This is a genomic window from Streptomyces sp. NPDC059900, assembly GCF_050270335.1.
Taxonomy (GTDB): domain Bacteria; phylum Actinomycetota; class Actinomycetes; order Streptomycetales; family Streptomycetaceae; genus Streptomyces.
The window spans coordinates 15,305-30,947 of record NZ_JBNNJZ010000019.1; the positions used below are offsets into that span (position 1 = coordinate 15,305).

At 70.7% G+C, this 15,643-nt stretch carries 13 protein-coding genes and 1 pseudogene; 2 read left to right on the forward strand and 12 right to left on the reverse strand.

The features are described 5' to 3' along the window. Positions 1–495: 495 nt before the first annotated feature. Positions 496–1,560 carry a helix-turn-helix transcriptional regulator gene (locus ACQKIP_RS05555; protein WP_365866406.1) on the forward strand — a complete coding sequence of 355 codons (1,065 nt, stop codon included), beginning with the start codon at positions 496–498 and terminating at the stop codon, positions 1,558–1,560. A gap of 56 nt (positions 1,561–1,616) precedes the next feature. On the opposite strand, the gene ACQKIP_RS05560 is transcribed toward ACQKIP_RS05555, so the two are convergent. From ACQKIP_RS05560 to ACQKIP_RS05610, 11 genes are all read right to left on the reverse strand, one after another. After that, positions 1,617–2,171: a hypothetical protein gene (locus ACQKIP_RS05560; RefSeq protein WP_365866408.1), complete on the reverse strand. Its 555-nt coding sequence runs from the start codon at positions 2,169–2,171 to the stop codon at positions 1,617–1,619. 164 nt (positions 2,172–2,335) lie between these two features. Continuing rightward, on the reverse strand, positions 2,336–2,629 hold the full coding sequence (locus ACQKIP_RS05565) for a response regulator transcription factor (protein ID WP_365866410.1): 294 nt from the start codon (positions 2,627–2,629) through the stop codon (positions 2,336–2,338). A gap of 47 nt (positions 2,630–2,676) precedes the next feature. Then, entirely contained in the window at positions 2,677–2,838 is a 162-nt protein-coding gene (locus ACQKIP_RS05570) for a hypothetical protein (RefSeq protein ID WP_365866412.1), read from the reverse strand. Between the two features lie 188 nt (positions 2,839–3,026). Then, the gene (locus tag ACQKIP_RS05575) at positions 3,027–4,529 is read right to left on the reverse strand and encodes an AMP-binding protein (protein WP_365866413.1); all 1,503 of its coding nucleotides are present in this window, start codon (positions 4,527–4,529) and stop codon (positions 3,027–3,029) included. Continuing rightward, entirely contained in the window at positions 4,526–5,326 is an 801-nt protein-coding gene (locus tag ACQKIP_RS05580; RefSeq protein WP_365866414.1) for a phytanoyl-CoA dioxygenase family protein, read from the reverse strand. The genes ACQKIP_RS05575 and ACQKIP_RS05580 overlap by 4 nt, the downstream gene beginning before the upstream one ends. 103 nt (positions 5,327–5,429) lie before the next feature. Then, complete coding sequence (locus tag ACQKIP_RS05585; RefSeq protein WP_365866416.1) at positions 5,430–6,206, reverse strand: 2OG-Fe dioxygenase family protein; 777 nt, start codon at positions 6,204–6,206, stop codon at positions 5,430–5,432. A gap of 92 nt (positions 6,207–6,298) precedes the next feature. Beyond that, complete coding sequence (locus tag ACQKIP_RS05590; RefSeq protein WP_365866418.1) at positions 6,299–7,288, reverse strand: aspartyl/asparaginyl beta-hydroxylase domain-containing protein; 990 nt, start codon at positions 7,286–7,288, stop codon at positions 6,299–6,301. A 118-nt stretch (positions 7,289–7,406) separates the two neighbouring features. Further along, positions 7,407–8,741, reverse strand: a complete 1,335-nt coding sequence (locus ACQKIP_RS05595) for an MFS transporter (protein WP_365866420.1) — start codon at positions 8,739–8,741, stop codon at positions 7,407–7,409. Further along, positions 8,738–12,775, reverse strand: coding sequence for a non-ribosomal peptide synthetase (locus ACQKIP_RS05600; protein ID WP_365866421.1), 4,038 nt, complete (start codon positions 12,773–12,775; stop codon positions 8,738–8,740). The genes ACQKIP_RS05595 and ACQKIP_RS05600 overlap by 4 nt, the downstream gene beginning before the upstream one ends. A 22-nt stretch (positions 12,776–12,797) precedes the next feature. Continuing rightward, on the reverse strand, positions 12,798–13,571 hold the full coding sequence (locus ACQKIP_RS05605; protein ID WP_365866422.1) for a thioesterase II family protein: 774 nt from the start codon (positions 13,569–13,571) through the stop codon (positions 12,798–12,800). A gap of 3 nt (positions 13,572–13,574) precedes the next feature. Next, positions 13,575–13,790 carry an MbtH family protein gene (locus ACQKIP_RS05610; RefSeq protein WP_427742245.1) on the reverse strand — a complete coding sequence of 72 codons (216 nt, stop codon included), beginning with the start codon at positions 13,788–13,790 and terminating at the stop codon, positions 13,575–13,577. 131 nt (positions 13,791–13,921) lie between these two features. Here ACQKIP_RS05610 and ACQKIP_RS05615 point away from each other — a divergent pair. Continuing rightward, positions 13,922–15,036 (forward strand): annotated as a pseudogene (locus tag ACQKIP_RS05615) (RNA-guided endonuclease InsQ/TnpB family protein). 104 nt (positions 15,037–15,140) lie between these two features. Here the strand turns inward: ACQKIP_RS05615 and ACQKIP_RS05620 are convergent. After that, the gene (locus ACQKIP_RS05620) at positions 15,141–15,599 is read right to left on the reverse strand and encodes a response regulator transcription factor (protein ID WP_427742247.1); all 459 of its coding nucleotides are present in this window, start codon (positions 15,597–15,599) and stop codon (positions 15,141–15,143) included. Positions 15,600–15,643 lie beyond the last annotated feature (44 nt).

A 15,643-nucleotide genomic window follows, 5' to 3' on the forward strand; every position in this document is an offset into this window, starting at 1 on the left:
CGGGCCATTCGGCACGTACGACAGGGCGGCGCAACGCGCTCTCGAACCAGTCGGCGCACGGCTTTGTGGTTGAGGACCCGGCGGAGTGTGGCGAGGATCCCCGGGATTTCGACGAGGCTGAACTCGCCTTCTTTGCGCCTGTGCGTGCCCGTGCTGCCGCGTGGCGGGTGTCGTGGGCTCCCAGTGACGTCGCCAGGGCCTAGTTCCGGCGGTCGCCGCACATACGAGCACGTCCAGCCTCCTCCTAGAGGTCCCGGGGCGGTGACCACGGTCTTGGCCGGGGTGTCCCGGAATGTTGCCCGGATGTCGCTTGTCGTGTGGTGGGTGTTGCCCGCAAGTGCACTGTGTGGTTGCCCTCTTTGGTGGCTTGGTTGTGTGGTGTGGGCAGCGTGTGGGGGGCTTCCGCATGTTCTGTGCGGAGGTCAGGGGCCCTGCGTGTGATGCTGAGGCCGCGGGGGTTCGTGTCGGCAATGTCGGCATCCGAGCGGAGGATTTATGGTTGATCAGGGGATCGGCGACAACGTTATCGGCGTGGGGGACACACTCAGTGCCGAGAACGTCGCCGTCTATCGGTGGTTGGCCCTGCACGGTCAGTTCGATCCGGTCCGAATAGCCGAGGAGACCGGGCTCGACGAGGCGGTCGTCAGCGATGCGGTGAGCTATCTGCTGCGGATCGGTCTGGTGGAGAGGGGCGGGGTGGGTGATGGGCAGCTGCGGGCTGTGAACCCGGCGCGTGTTGCCGCCGTGGCTACCGCGCCGATGGAGCGGGCCATCGCTCAGCAGGAGGCGCGGCTGCATGTGTTGCGCGATCAGTTTGCCCAGTTGGCCGCCGATTACGAGGACGGTCGGCACAGTGTCGCCACTGACGTGGAGCGCATTCCCGGGCTCACTCAGGTGCGGGACGCGTTGACGCGGGCTGCGGCGAACTGCCGTGAGGACATGGTCACCGTGCAGCCCGGCGGCACCCGTCCCCCCGAGGTGCTCCAGGACGCGTTGCATCGGGACAGTCAGATGCTGGCCAGGGGGGTGCGGATGCGGACGCTCTACCATCACACCGCCCGGTTCAACGGTCCCAGTCAGGCCTACGTGGCCCGGATGAGCGCGCTTGGCGGGGAGTACCGGACCGCCCACCAACTGGCCGGTCGGTTGATCATGTTCGACCGGGAGCTGGCGTTCATGACCGACCATGACAACCGGCTCGGGGCGGTGGTCGTCCGGGAGCCGTCGGTCGTGCACTACCTCTACGAGGTCTTCGAGCAGACCTGGTCGCAGGCGCAGCCCTTCTCCGACGCGGCCGCCGACGGCCTGGAGGCGGTCGCCAAGGATCTGGACCGCACCATCCTGCGGCTGCTCGCGACCGGGTTGAAGGACGAGACGATCGCCCGGCGGCTCGGCATGTCGCTGCGCACCACCCGCAAGCACATCTCCGACATGATGCAGGCTCTCGGCGCCGAGAGCCGCTTCCAGGCCGGGGTGGCGGTCGGCACGGGCGGGTTGTTGGATGACGACGATGACGGGGGCGGGGAGGCGGGCTCTTCCGCCTCTGCCGGTCAGGCCTGATCCGGGCGGCGATGCCACCGCGGCACGCGAACGGGGGCCGTCCGGTGCGCGGGAGATCAGTCAGCTTCCTCCAAGTGAAGTTCCAGCAGCGTCGTCGGTGCGTGGATCTCCGACAGGAGGTAGGTGTGGTCCGGGGGGACGAACAGCGTGCCGCCGGAGCGCAGGCGCATGCCCAGGGGGTGCGAGGGTCCGGGGGCCGGGTCTTCGCCGGCGCGCGTCAGATCGCAGCGGCAGGCGCCCTCCAGGACCGTGACGGTGGAACCGCTGCCGCTCGGTTCGCCCTTCGTGGCGGGAGAATCGGCGGACAGGAAGCGGTAGAAGGGGTGCACCCGCCGCCGCAGTCTGCGGCCGAGTTCCGCCGCCAGTGGCTCGGTGTCCGGTCCGCCCGGCACGGGAGCGGCGGCGTCGACCGGCTCCGGGGGATCCGGCCGGGGCAGCTTGACGAGGGCCGGGAGGGTGGTGGGCTCCTCGGGCCACAGCAGGGCGGGGCCCTTGGTGCCGTTCGCCTCTACGCACAGGGCCAGCTCTTCTACGTAGGACTGGATCGGCCGGCTCAGGGCTCCCTCTTCTTTGCCCTTTTCTTTCCCCTGTTCTTGTCCTTGTCCGGGCATGCTGCTTCTCCGATCTGCCGCATGTCCGGTCGATGCGGGGGTGGATGGGGTGGGTCAGGGCGCTGCGGCTCCGTGGCCGCGGCGAGCATTCTGCCTCTCTGACGTCAGGACCAACAGTCACGTGCACGCGTGACAGGCGGGGTTCTTGCGTTCGTGGAGCGCGGTCAGGCCGTGGTCCGGTGCGGGTGGTCGGAGAGCTCCGGCGCCGTCATGGGGTCCGTGTCCTGGATCGCGCCGGTCAGCGAGCCCTCGGCCGACAGGGCGAGGAGCAGCAGGTGCATGCGATTGCGGGCTCCTGTCTTCGCGCGTATCCGGCGCATGTAGGTGTCGACGGTGTGCGGACTTACGTCCATGCGCCGGGCGATCTCGCGGTAGGTGTCCCCGCGTGCGACGTGTCCCAGAACTTCTCTCTCCCGGTGGCTGATCTTGCCGACTGCTTCCCCGAGTTCATTGCTCACGACTCCGGCCCCTTTTCTCTTCGGGTCCACGCAGGTCATTCAGATCATTAGGGAAGGCGGCCCCAGCCGCTGTCGCCGTTGTCCCACGCGGCCGAGGACACCGTCGTCCGGGCGCGGGGGTGGTCGGTCTCAGCGGCGGCGGTTCCGGCCGCCGCGCCAAGGGTCAGCAGGCACAGGACGCTGAGCACGAACACTCGGGCAGACTTCATGGTTTCTCCTGTTGTTCCTGGAATCGAGGGGGGGTGGCAACGCTGGGGACGTCCCTGCCGCTGGTGGTGCGGCCGTTCCCTTTCGCTCTTCCAGGATGCTGCGCGGCCCGCCCCGAATCCATGGACCGGCCCGTTCACCAAGTTGCCCCGTGCGGAAGGGGAAGGGTGCACGAGTCACCCATTGCGCCTCAATCGGCGGAAAACGTCTCGCGGAGCTTCGCCCGGTCGATCTTTCCGTTCCGTGTCGAGGGCAGTGCGGTCAGTTCGGTGAAGTGCCGTGGAACCATGAAACGGGGCAGGCGGGTTGCGCAAGCGTCCCTCAGATCCTGCTCGTTGACCGTTGCTCCGGTCACGCTCGTGTAGAACGCGGCCAGTTGAGTGGAGGCGGCCACCTTGACCCCCACGACCGCGGCGCGGCGCACTCCGGGCACCCCGGCGAGCACGGACTCCACCTCGCCCGGCTCGACCCGGTAGCCATTGACCTTGAGCTGGTCGTCGAGGCGGGAGACGAAGTGGAACTGGGTGCCGTCGAAGGTGACCAGGTCTCCGCTGAAGTAGCAGCGGCGCGGCCGGCCGTCCTGGTGAGGGACCTCCCGGAATTTGTGCGCGGTGAGCTCCTCGTCTCCGGCGTATCCCACCCCGACGCAGTTCCCGGCGATGACCAGCTCTCGGGTCTCGCCGGAGGTGAACGGGCGCAATACCCCGTCCACTTGGCACAGCAGCTCCGCGTCGACCACCGCCGTTCCGATGGGCGGGCGGTCGGGCCAGTCGGTGACTTCGCCGGAGAGGCGGTACTGGGTGACGACGTGGGTTTCGCTGGGCCCGTACTGGTTGACCAGGGTCAGATCACCGGCGGCGCAGAACTTGCGTACCTCGTCGTTGATGACCAGCTGCTCGCCCGCGACCGAGATCTCCCGCAGGCTCGGTGTCTCGACGCCCGCGACGCACGCGGCGGCGGCCAGGCCGTGCAGGCCGACGACGGGCTGGAAGAGGCGGGCGGCCTGGTGCTCGCTGATGATGTCGAGCAGCGTGAAGGGATCGAGGCGGTCGTGGTCGTTCACCATGATCAGGGTCGCGCCGGCCAGCCAGGTCGCCACCGTGTCCTCGTAGACCATGTCGAAGCCTATGGACGACATGTGCAGAGTGTGCGGGGCGCGGTCGTGGCTCCAGCGGGCGACGTGCCAGTTGCCCAGGTCCGCGAGGACCACCGGGGGTACCGCGACGGCCTTGGGGTCGCCGGTGGAGCCTGAGGTGGGGATGACGTAGCAGATCGGTCCGGTGGCCACTTCGTCGCGCCGCGTGCCGCGGATCGAGGTGAAGGTGTGCTGCGGGACGTGCGAGTCGACCGGTGGGCACGCCTCGTCGCGCAGGATCATGGCGCAGCCGGCGCTGCGTACGAGTTTGGTGGTCCAGGCGGGCGGCATGGCCGGGTCGATGGACAGCACCCCGGCGCCGACGCGCCAGACGCCCAGGACCGCCGCGCTGCGGGACCAGGAGCGTGTGGCGTGTACGTCGACGACGTCGCCGGGGCCGATGCCCTGTGCGGCCAGGCCGCCGGCGATCTCGGCCGACAGGGCGTCGAGTTCGGCGTAGGTGTGCCGGACGCCGCCGTCGATGACCGCGACCGCGTCCCGGTGCCGGGCGATGGCCTCGACCAGCTGCTGGATCAGTGAACCGTCGACGTCGCTCATGCGATCAGGCCTCCGTCGACGAGTTCCAGCGGCCGGTAGTCGCGCGAGGCGACGAACTCCGGGCGCGGGTGGGGTACGTCGCGCAGTTCGTTGTCGACGCTGTTGTAGCTGACGAACGCCATGGTGCGGCTGGTCGGCGACATGTTGGCGCCCGAACCGTGCGCGATGCAGGGGTCGAAGAACAGCAGGCTTCCGGCGCGGCCGACGACGGAGCGGATCTCCGAGTCGGCGGTCACCTTGGCCATCTGCTCGGCGTCCAGGGCGAACTTCAGCTTCGACGACAGGTCGGCCTCCCACTGCGAGGTGCCCGCGGTCTCGGGGTGCCAGGGGGCGATCTCGCCGTTGCGGTGCGAACCGGGCACGACCAGGAGCGGGCCGTTGTGCTCGGTCGCGTCGTCCAGGAGGACGGCGACGTTGACGGCGCGCGGCTCGGGCATGCCGTCCTTGTTGCCCCAGACGCTGTAGTCCTGGTGCCACTGCCACACCTCGCCGCGCAGCGCCTGCTTGGCGTTGACCTTGCACTGGAAGACGTGCACCTTGCTCTCCAGGAGTGCCTCTGCCGCACAGAGCAGCTGGGGCAGCCGCACCAGGCGGGAGAACAGGGCGCCGGTGGTGTGGCAGCCGTGGATGCCGCGCACCGTGGTGCCGTCCTCCTCGAAGATGCGGCCGGGGTGCTCGGTCGCGTAGAGGTCGGTCACCTCGCGTCGCAGTGCGGCGATGTCGTCGGCGTCGAAGACGTCGTCGAGGAGCAGGAATCCCTCGGACCGGTATTGCGATATCTGACTTTCGGTGAGCATGGCTCGCTGACCTCTCTGCGATGTCGCGGGGTGGTGGGGTGGTGGGGTGGTGGGGTGGGTCACGGCGGGCGGAGGGTGCGGGGAGCACCCGGCCGCGGCGACCTCAGATGTGCTGCCGCATCGGGGTGAAGTCCGTGAGGATGACCGCGCGTTCGCCCGGCTCGGTGCCGGCGCCGCGCTTGATGGGCGACACGTAGTGGCTGACCTTCACGTCGGTCACGCCGTACGACTCCAGCGGCTTGGTCAGCTCGAACTCGGCGAGCACCTCGTCGGCCGGGACGTCCTCGGGCTGCTTGCCCCGGTACTGCGGCGGGGCGATGACGTTCAGGCCGCCGTCGACGTTGCTGCGGTAGACCAGGTGCGCGAAGACGAACGGCTCGCCGTCCTGGTGGAGCTCGTTGGGCGAGGAGATGGCCTCGTTGCCGTCGTCGTCGACCGCCAGCTTGATGAGGTGGACGCCGACGTGCAGCGGAAACGCCAGGTCGCTGCGCGACCAGCGGGTCTGCTCGAAGTCGAAGTCGACGATCTCGCGGATGATCGGGTTGTTGCGGGCGGACTCGCTCATGGCGGGCAGCTTGCGCAGCACGCCGACGTACTCGGGGTTGTGGTCGGCCTGCCAGTAGCCGTTCATCCAGCCCTCGTCGCCGAAGTGCGAATCGGGGATCCAGCTGAACTCCCGCGACCACGGCAGGAAGATGCCGCGGGCGTAGCGGCGGTTGCGCCCCGCCTCGGTCGCGTAGGGGTCCGGCGGGAGGTCGACGAATTCGGCGCGCAGGTTCTGGAAGGCCGGGTCGGATTCGGTGATGCCGAATATCTCGGCGAGGTCCCAGCGGGCGAATCCGTGCTCGACGAGTGCGGGCGTTTCGGTCAGCGTCTGCATGATTGTCCCAAGCGGTAGAAGAGAAATTGGCGGATGGGGATGGGCGGCGGCTGGAGCCGTCAGGCCGTGGCGAGGGTGCGCGGCTGGAGCCGTTACGCCGTGGCGAGCGTGCGTGCCTTGCGTACGACCACCTGGCGGCGGCGTCCGCGCCGGGTGGACAGCTCGACGCGGGGGCTTTCGTCGAAGAGGTCGAAGCGCAGCAGGCGTTCCTCGCTCCAGCCGAGCAGCCGGAACTCGCCGGCGCCCAGGTGCAGCAGTTCCACCGGCCCGCGCCCCTCGACGCGCAGGACGAGTACGTCGTCCTCGGCACTCACCTCGGCGGCGAGGTCGCTGTCCGGGTCGTCGGCCACGGGCTCGCCCCACTCCATGAAGGAGAACGGCACCGCGAAGCCGCAGCTGAACTCGGCGAGTTCGCGCGCGGTGAGCGGCAGGACGGGGCGGTAGTACGCGATGTCGCTGGCCGGCAGCTCGGCGCGGAAGCTGTCCGGGAACAGGGCGAGCAGGCTGTCGTTGGTGGCGACGTCGGCGACCAGGTGGATCCTGGTGCGCTGCCCGGTGTTGCGCAGGGAGTGCGGGCGCTCGAAGTCGGCGTACCAGAGGGTGCCCGGCTGCCACCGCTGCTCGACCCCGTCGAGGACCATGACCGCGTCGGGGTTGGTGACCAGCGGGATGTGCAGGCGTACGTAGCCGTAGGGCAGGCCGAGCGGGGTGTCGGAGTGCTCCTCGACACAGACGCCGGGGGCCAGCGCCATCAGGCGGACACTGCGCAGTTCGGTACCGAGCTCGGACAGGACCTGGCGCAGGTACGGCGCCTTCGCCAGCAGCGGCGTGTCGGCGAATCCTTGGCGTCCGGGGCCGCCGGGGTCGGTGCGCGTGAGGTCTCCGCCCGGCGCGCGCAGGGAGAGGACCTTCCAGTCCACGTCGGACTCCTCTCCGACGGCGCCGTCCTCGAAGGACCGCTGCAGGGCCCAGAATTCGGAACCGCTCAGTTCCGCGAGATCCGCGGCGAGCCGGTCGACGTCCAGGTCGTTGCGCAGCATGACGGTGGCCGGAAGGTTTTCCAGGGAGTTGCTCTCGTGCATGAAGACCTCGCTTCAGCTTTATTTGGAGCTTTTCTTGCTTTTCCCTTGCCATTTAATTCTTACGCTTTCGGCACACCGGGAAAAGCTTCGGACAGGGGGCAGAAACGGCCAGGACGCTTTAGGACAAGGCCTTTTCGGTATTCTCCGCCGTAATGGCGCGCGCGGATTCCGGGAAATCTCGCATACGTCGTATCGGGCCGCAGAGCAGAATGGTTGTCGCCATTACCTGGAGGCCGCTGAGCATCCACATCGTTTCCCGGACGCCGGACAAGGCGCCGAGCGTGCCGCCGAGCAGTCCGCCGACGGCGATGGCACCGAAGCTGATGACGGCCGCGCTGGCGCTGACGCGCCCGATCAGGTCCGGCGGGCAGTAGCGCTGGCGGAAGGTGTCGGTGATGACGGACGCCGCGACCACGCCGGCGCTGCAGCCGACACCGCCCAGCACGAAGAACGCGAGGCCGGATCCGGAGCCGGTCAGCGGGAACAGCAGCGTGAAGGGTGCCGCGCCCAGGTGGCAGAGCAGCACGGCCCGCGCGGTTCCGTGGCGCGCCGATACCCGTGGGGACAACAGGACGCCGAGGATTCCGCCGAGACCGCACAGCGTAAGGACCGCGCCGACCGCCGCCTCGCCCGCTCCGACCGTCCGGACCAGGAATGCCACTTCGATGGAACTCATGCCGGTCAACGCGATGTTGGACACCGCGCTGAAGACGGCCAGCGAGCGCAGTACCGGGTCCCGGAAGAGGAAACTCAGGCCGTCGCCGACTTCGGTGCGCAGCCGGCGCCGCTCGACGGCCGGGGGTGTGGGTTCGGGCGTGCGGATCGTGCGCAGACACAGCCAGGACACCAGGAAGCTCAGCGCGTTGGCGACCAGGCCGGTGACCGCGCCGAAGGCCTGGACGAGCATGCCGGCCAGGCCGGGGCCGATCACCTCGGTGGTCGACTCGCTGCCCTGCAACCGCGCGTTGCCCGCCAGGAGTTCTTCGTCGCGGACCAGGACCGGCAGGAACGCGCGTTGCGCGGTGGTGAAGAAGACGTTGGCGCACCCGCCGACGAACGCGGCCGCGAGCAGCTGCGCGATGGTCAGGACGCCTGCCCAGGCCGCGACCGGAACACTCACGAACGCGACGAAGGCGACGACGTCGGCGACCAGCATCACCGGGCGGCGGGGCAGTCGGTCCACCCAGGCGCCCGCGGGCAGGCCCAGGATCAGCCACGGCAGATACGCGACGGAGGTCAGCAGGCCGACGACCAAGGTGCTCGCGTGCAGGGTCAGGACGGCGACCAGCGGCAGCGCCACCACGGCGATCGAGTTGCCGAGCAGACTGGTCGTCTCCCCGAACCAGAACAACCGGAAGTCACGCCCGGACACCGAGCCCTGGTTGGCCGCTGAGCCTTGGCCGGGCGGCTCGCCCTGGCGGGACGACGGGTCCGGGCGCGTCAGCTCGCTCATCGCTCACCCACCGCAGGCATCGCAGACACCGCAGGCCGCGAGGCGTCGAGTTCGGCGAGCTTCCCGGCGAGGACCGAGCCGATCCGCTCGATCGGCTCCCGCTGGGTTATCTCACCGTGCCCGCAGGCGATCTCGTGCACCTCGAACCGTCCGGTCACGTGCGCGCGCCAGGACTCCGGTACGGGCGCGTCCTGCGATTTGCCCTCCGTGGCGGAGAAGAACACCGCGTCACCCTCGTACGTGCGGGGCCGCAAGTCCTCGTAGATCCGGTCGTTGTCGGCGAACACCCTGGCCAAGGCCGCCGCCTCCTCCCGCGTCAGCCATTCGAGGGTGCTGCCCGGCCGGCGGACCGCCCGCTCGTAGGCGTCGAAGTCCATCGGCTGTCCGCCGGACATCGGTTGCCCTCCGGACGCGGACAGGTCGTATCCCAGGGAGTCCAGGAGCTCGGCGAACGTCTCCGGGCTTCCTTCGTCCAGGGGGCGGTAGTCGGGGACCGACTCGGGTGGGTAGCCGTCGAGCAGGGCCAGCAGGTCGACCTCGGCTCCGGCGGCCTGGAGGTCGGTGGCCAGGAGGTGGGCGATGACGGCGCCGAAGGACCAGCCGATCAGCCGGTAGGGGCCTTCGGGCTGTACGGAGCGGATCTGCCGCGCGTAGTCCTCGACCATGGCGCGCCAGGAACCCCCGCACGCCGCCGCGTCGGTGAGCCCTCGGGCCTGCAACCCGTACACGGGATAGTCGGCGTCGATGTGGCCGAGCAGGCCCGCGTAGCTCCAGCTGATCCCGGCGGCCGGGTGCACGCAGAACAGCGGCGGGCGGTCGCCGCCCGTGCGCAGGGGCAGCAGGGGCGCCAGCGGGTCGCGGCGCGCGCCCTCGGTCAGGCGGTCCGCGAGGCCGGCGGCGGTCGGCGCCTGGAACAGGTCCAGGATGGTCAGCTTGCCGCCGAGCACCGTGCGTACCCGGGAGAGCAGCCGGGTGGCCAGCAGGGAGTGGCCGCCCAGGTCGAAGAAGCTCTCCTCGGCTCCGACCCGGCTCAGCCCCAGGACCTGCGCGAACAGGTCGCACAGGACCTCCTCGTAGGGTCCGCGCGGGCCGCGCGAGGTGGGGCGGTGGGCGAGGTCGGGGTCCGGCAGCGCGTCCCGGTCGAGTTTGCCGTTGGGCGTCATCGGCAGCCGCTCCACCGTCTGGAAGAACGACGGGATCATGTGGTCGGGCAGTACCGAGGCGAGGTGGCCGCGCAGCTCGCGCGCGTCCGGGGCCTGGCCGTCCGTGGCCGGCTGGACGTACCCCACCAGGCGCTTATCGCCCCCGGCTGCCGCGCGCACGGCCACGGCGGCCTGCGCCACGCCCTCGCAGCGGGCCAGCGCGGCCTCCACCTCGCCGAGTTCGATACGGAAACCCCGCAGCTTGACCTGGTCGTCGACGCGGCCCAGGTAGTCGAGCCTGCCCCGGCGGTCCCAGCGGACCAGGTCACCGGTGCGGTACATGCGGGTCCCCGGCTGCCCGGCCGTGGGCCAGGGGCAGGCGACGAACCGTTCGGCGGTGACGGTCGGGCGGCCCAGGTAGCCGCGGGCGACGCCGGGTCCCGCCACGTACAGCTCGCCCGGCACACCCGGCGCGACAGGGCGCAGCCGCTCGTCGAGGACGAAGACCCGGGTGTTGCCGATCGGCCGGCCGATGAGCGGCTGCGGGCTGTCCGCGGCGTCCCACCACAGCGCGTCCAGGGTGCATTCGGTGGGGCCGTAGAGGTTGTAGCAGAGGGTGTCGGGCGCCGCCTGGCGTACGCGGGTCCACAGCTGCTGTCCTGCGGCTTCCCCGCCGAGCAGCAGTACCCGGGGCGCGCCCGGCGCGGTCAGCAGGCCCTCGTCGAGCAGGTGCTCCGCGTAGGTGGGGGTGACGTCCAGGACATCGATCCCGGCGGCCTTGACGTAGGCGGTCAGCGCGGCGGCGTCGCGGCGGATCTCGTCGCCGATGACGTGGAGTTCATGGCCCGCCAGCATCCAGAACAGGGCCTCCCACGAGGTGTCGAACGACAGCGAGGCAGTGACGGCGGACCGCAGGCGACGGTCCGCCGTGGCTGCCTCGGTGCGCGCGATGAGGCCCGCGCGGTGGAAGGCGTACAGGTTGCTCAGGGCGGTGTGCGGGGTCACCACGCCCTTGGGGCGGCCGGTGGATCCGGAGGTGTAGATGACGTACGCGGCGCTGTCCGGGCGTATGGGCCCTGTCAGGTCGGGCAGAGGGCCGGGTGGTGGTGTCTCGTCCCGGCGGTCTGTGAACACCGCGGGCAGCTCGCCGAATTGGCGTGTGGCCGCGGTCGCGGTGTCCGTGACGACGGCGACCGGTGCGGCGTCGCGCAGCATGTGTGCGATCCGCTCCGGCGGATATTCCAGGTCGAGGTGCAGATACGCCGCACCCGTCCTGAGGACCGCCAGCATCGCGACGACGGATTCGGCCGTGCGGGGCAGGGCGAGCGCGACCACCCGCTCCGCCTCGGCGCCCCGGGCGCGCAGGCGGCGGGCGAGCAGGTCGGCGCGCGTGTCGAGTTCGGCGAAGGTGAGCCGCGTGTCCCCGCACACCAGGGCCGTCGCCTGCGGGGTGCGCGCGGCCTGTGCCGCGAACAGCTGGGGCACGGTGTCCGTTTTGGTGGGCGTCGCGGTGTCGTTCCAGGCGACCAGGGCCTGGTGGCGGTGCTCGGCGGAGAGCGGGTCGGCCGCGCTGATGGGCCGCTCCGGGTCCGTCACGAGCTGTCGGAGCAGCCGGGGCAGGGCGTCGGCGATGTGGTCGGCGGTGGCCCGGTCGAACAGGCCGGTGGCGTACTCCAGGGTGCCCTCGATCCCGGCGGCCTCGCCGTCGGGCGTGCGCTGCTCGCGGAAGTCGGCGGTCAGGTCGAACTTGGCTATGCCGTGGTCCAGTTCTTCCTCGGTACAGGTCAGGCCCGGCAGCGCGAGCGTCCCCTGCTCTCCCCTGGACAGGGTCAGCATGACCTGGAAGAGCGGATGCCGGGCCAGGGACCGCTCGGGGTTCAGGTCCTCGACAAGCCGCTCGAAGGGGACGTCCTGGTGGTCGTAGGCGGCGAGGTCGGTGTCCCGTACCCGGTGCAGCAGCTCACCGAAAGCCGGATCACCCGATACGTCGCTGCGCAGGACCAGGGTGTTCACGAAGAAGCCGACCACGCCGTCCAGCGCGTCGTCCAGGCGCCCGGCCACCGCGGTGCCGATCGGGATGTCCGTACCCGCCCCGAGGCGCGAGAGGAGCACCGCGAGACCGGCTTGCAGCACCATGAAGGTGGTGCAGCCGTGGTCGGCGGCGACCACGAGCAGACGGCGGTGCAGTTCGCCGTCGAGCTTCACGGGTACGCAGTCGCCGCGGTGGTCGGCGATCGCGGGGCGCGGCCGGTCGAACGGCAGCTCCAACTCGGCCGGTAATCCGGCCAGTTGATCCCGCCAGAACGACAGTTGCGTGGCGAGCAGGCCCGACGGCTGGTCCGCCTCGCCCAGCAGGTCCCGCTGCCACACCGCATAGTCCGCGTAACTCACCGGCAGCGGCTGCCACTGCGGTGCCTGCCCCGCTGTCCTGGCCCCGTACGCCGTCGCCAGGTCGGTGAGCAGCGGCTGCCAGGATCCCTCGTCGCAGGCGATGTGGTGGAGCACCAGCGCCAGCACGTGCTCCTGCGGTGCGAGGGCGAACACCGTTGCCCGGAGCGGGAGTTCGTCCGTCAGGTCGAACCCGCGGTCGAGGGCGGCGGTCAGCGCGCCGGCGAGTTCGCCCTCCTCGCACGCGACCACGTCGAGCCCGGGCCGCCGGTCGACCAGGTGCGGTACGGGTTCGCCCTCGACGCCCGGGTACACCGTGCGCAGCACGTCATGCCGGTCGGCCAGGTCGGCGAGCGCCGCCGCCAGGGCGGCGCGGTCGAGGTCGCCGCGCACCCGGATCACGAGCGGGCAGTTGTAGACCGCCGATGCGCCGTTGACGCGGTTCAGGAACCACAGCCTGCGCTGGGCGTAGGACACGGGGGACGCAGGGGGCACGGGGGACACGGGTCACTCCTCAGGGGGCAGATCAGAAGGCAGAGCCGGTTGCGGCGGCGTGGAGCGGTGCGATGCGGCTCGGGAGGGTCCGCCAGATCTCCGGGGTGTAGAAGTGGCCGCCGTCGAGCACGTCGTGCCGGTACAGGCCGTGGGCCAGGCGCCGCCACCGGTCGGTCACGTCGGCGCTGATCAGCGGGTCGTCGGCGCCGGTGAGCACCTGTAGCGGCATGCTCAGCGCGGCGCCGTCGTAGGCGTAGGTGTCCCGGACGGCGATGTCGGCGTGCATCAGCTCCAGGGCCAGTTCGGTCAGGCCGGGGTTCTCGCGCACGTGCGGGGGCAGCAGGCCGTGGGTCTCCAGCCACCGCAGCATGCGTTCGTCCGCGTCGCCGGGCAGGGGGCGGCGTTCGTTGTCGGTGAGGCCGCGGTCGGGGGCGTTGCAGGAGGACAGGACGAGCGCTTCGGGCCCGTGCGCCGTGTCGCCGTCGAGCCGGGCGGCCACGTCGAAGGCCATCCAGCCGCTCATGCTGTGCCCGAACAGGACGTACGGGCCGAGGTCGTCCGCGGCCTCGCGCAGGGCGCGTGTGACGTCGGCGGCCAGTTCGGCCCAGTCGCGGGCGAAGGGCTCGGCGAACCTGCCCTCCCGGCCGGGGTAGCAGAGCACGGCCAGGTCCGTCCCGGCGGGCAGGGCGGCGGCCCAGGGTTGGTAGGGGGCCGTGCCGCCGCCGAAGAAGCTCAGGCCGACCAGGGTCCGCCGGGCGTCGGGCGTGCGGTGCAGGGGCACCAGCGTGGTGTTGCGCATCGCCATCGCTCAGGCCCCGTCCATCGCGGCGACGAGAGAGGCGGGGCGCAGGTCCGTCCAGTGCTTCTCGACGTAGTCGAGGCAGGCGGTGCGCGTGTCCGCGCCGAACACGGCGGACCATCCGGCGGGTACGTCGATGAACGCGGGCCACAGCGAGTGCTGGTGCTCGGCGTTGGCCAGGACGAGGTAGGAGCCTTCTGCGTCGTCGAGGGGGTTGTTCACCATGTCTCCTTCGTGGATGTCCCTGCCTTCGGGCGGGGGAGGAATCGAAGCTCCCGCGTATGCGGGGCAGAGGTATGCCGGTTCGCCTTCTGTGCGAACCCGGCATTGTCAGTGGCGGCGGTTAGGTTGCTGGGATGACGGCATCGACGACGAACCAGGAGTCCGCGCACGCGCGGTACACCTACCGTCTGCGCGTGTCGTCGACGGCCGGCACCGGGCTGGAGGCGGAGTGGGCGCGCTGCCGGTGGATCTGGAACGAGTGCGTGGCGCGCTCGAAGAAGGCCCGCGCCGACGGCGAGGAGTGCGGTCCGACGCGGCTGGACAAGATGCTGACCGACGCCCGGCGGGCCATGACGTGGTTGCGGGAAGGATCGTCGGTCGTCCAGCAGCAACTGGTCCGGGACTTCGCCAAGTCGCGGTCCAAGGCGCTGGGGGACATCAAGGCCGGTCTGCCGATGGCACGCCGGGCCGGGATGCCGCGGGATTGTGGTGCGGCCGGTGTGGTCGCGCGAGTTGCCCGGGGCGCCGTCCTCGGTGCGGGTGTACCGGGATGCGGTGGGGCACTGGTGGGCTAGCTTCGTGGTGCCCGCCCCGACCGAGGCGCTGCCCGCCACCGGGCGGGTGATCGGCATCGACTGGGGCGTGAAGGAGACCGCGACCACCACATCCGACGCACACGATCTGCCGCACGCCCGGCACGGGCGGTCGGCCGCGCAGAAGCTGGCGCGCTACCAGCGGATGATGGCCCGCAGGAAGCCCGCGCAGGGGCAGCCCGCCTCGAAGGGCTACCAGACGGCGAAACGGCAGACCGCCAAACTCCACCGCAAGATCGCCGCGCAGCGGCAGGACACCGCCCGCAAGTGGGCCAAGCGCGTCGTCCGCGACCATGACGCGCTCGCCGTGGAGGACTTCAGGCCGCGCTTCCTGGCGAAGTCGACCATGGCCCGCACGGCCGCCGACGCGGCGATCGGCGCCACCAAGAAAGCCCTGCTCGAACAGGCCCGCAAACACGGGCGTGTCCTGTATCTGGTGGATCCGAAGCATACGACGATGGACTGTGCTGCGTGTGGTGCAAGAGCCAAGCACCGCCTACCTCTTTCCGAGAGAACGTATACGTGCACCGCCTGCGGAACCGTGTCCCCCAGGGACAAAAACTCCGCCCGCGTGATGCTCGTCCGGGCTGGTCTCGCACCCGGCTAGCGCCGATCGCGTAAGACTCGCCTCCTCGCCGAGGAGGCAAGCAGCGTGAGCTAGGAATCCCTCCGCATCAACCGGGGGGGGGAGGAGTCAAGGGGCTGTCCTTTCGGGGTGATCGACCGGGGTGATCGATGCGTGCGGAGGGGGCCGGGTCGGTCACAGCCAGCCGAGGCGGGCGGCCTTCACGCCGGCCTCGAAGCGGCTGCGGGCCCCGAGGCGCTCCATGAGGGCGGCCATCATGCGGCGGGCGGTGCGGTGCGAGACGTGCAGCCGGCTCGCGGCGGCGGCGTCGGTGCAGCCCTCGGCGGCCAGCCTGAGCAGCGCCCGTTCGGTGCTGCTCAGGTCCGTGCTGCTGAGCTCCGTACTGCTCAGGTCCGTATTGCTCAGGGTGTCGTCGCCGGTCGGCAGCTCGGCCTGGAGGGCCTGGTCCGAGGGGCCCGCGGCGCCGGACCTGAGCAGCCGCAGGGCCTCGGCGTGGGTCTCGGCGAGCCGCCGCTGACGGCGCAGCAACTCCTCGTGCTGGCCGGCCAGCTGGTCGGCGATCTCCTCGATGGCCGATGCGGCTTCGACGGCCGATGCGGGTGCGGCGGCTTCCAGTCCGGACAAGGTCAGCATGAGGTCCGTCTCCCGGGTGTGGTGGTCGGGGATGGTCGGGGCCC

Bases quoted from the DNA above. Each gene is read 5' to 3' on its own strand.
- ACQKIP_RS05555 (WP_365866406.1), top strand. From the start codon at position 496: ATGGTTGATCAGGGGATCGGCGACAACGTTATCGGCGTGGGGGACACA.
- ACQKIP_RS05560 (WP_365866408.1), bottom strand. From the start codon at position 2,171: ATGCCCGGACAAGGACAAGAACAGGGGAAAGAAAAGGGCAAAGAAGAG.
- ACQKIP_RS05570 (WP_365866412.1), bottom strand. From the start codon at position 2,838: ATGAAGTCTGCCCGAGTGTTCGTGCTCAGCGTCCTGTGCCTGCTGACC.
- ACQKIP_RS05575 (WP_365866413.1), bottom strand. From the start codon at position 4,529: ATGAGCGACGTCGACGGTTCACTGATCCAGCAGCTGGTCGAGGCCATC.
- ACQKIP_RS05580 (WP_365866414.1), bottom strand. From the start codon at position 5,326: ATGCTCACCGAAAGTCAGATATCGCAATACCGGTCCGAGGGATTCCTG.
- ACQKIP_RS05585 (WP_365866416.1), bottom strand. From the start codon at position 6,206: ATGCAGACGCTGACCGAAACGCCCGCACTCGTCGAGCACGGATTCGCC.
- ACQKIP_RS05590 (WP_365866418.1), bottom strand. From the start codon at position 7,288: ATGCACGAGAGCAACTCCCTGGAAAACCTTCCGGCCACCGTCATGCTG.
- ACQKIP_RS05595 (WP_365866420.1), bottom strand. From the start codon at position 8,741: ATGAGCGAGCTGACGCGCCCGGACCCGTCGTCCCGCCAGGGCGAGCCG.
- ACQKIP_RS05605 (WP_365866422.1), bottom strand. From the start codon at position 13,571: ATGGCGATGCGCAACACCACGCTGGTGCCCCTGCACCGCACGCCCGAC.
- ACQKIP_RS05610 (WP_427742245.1), bottom strand. From the start codon at position 13,790: ATGGTGAACAACCCCCTCGACGACGCAGAAGGCTCCTACCTCGTCCTG.
- ACQKIP_RS05620 (WP_427742247.1), bottom strand. From the start codon at position 15,599: ATGCTGACCTTGTCCGGACTGGAAGCCGCCGCACCCGCATCGGCCGTC.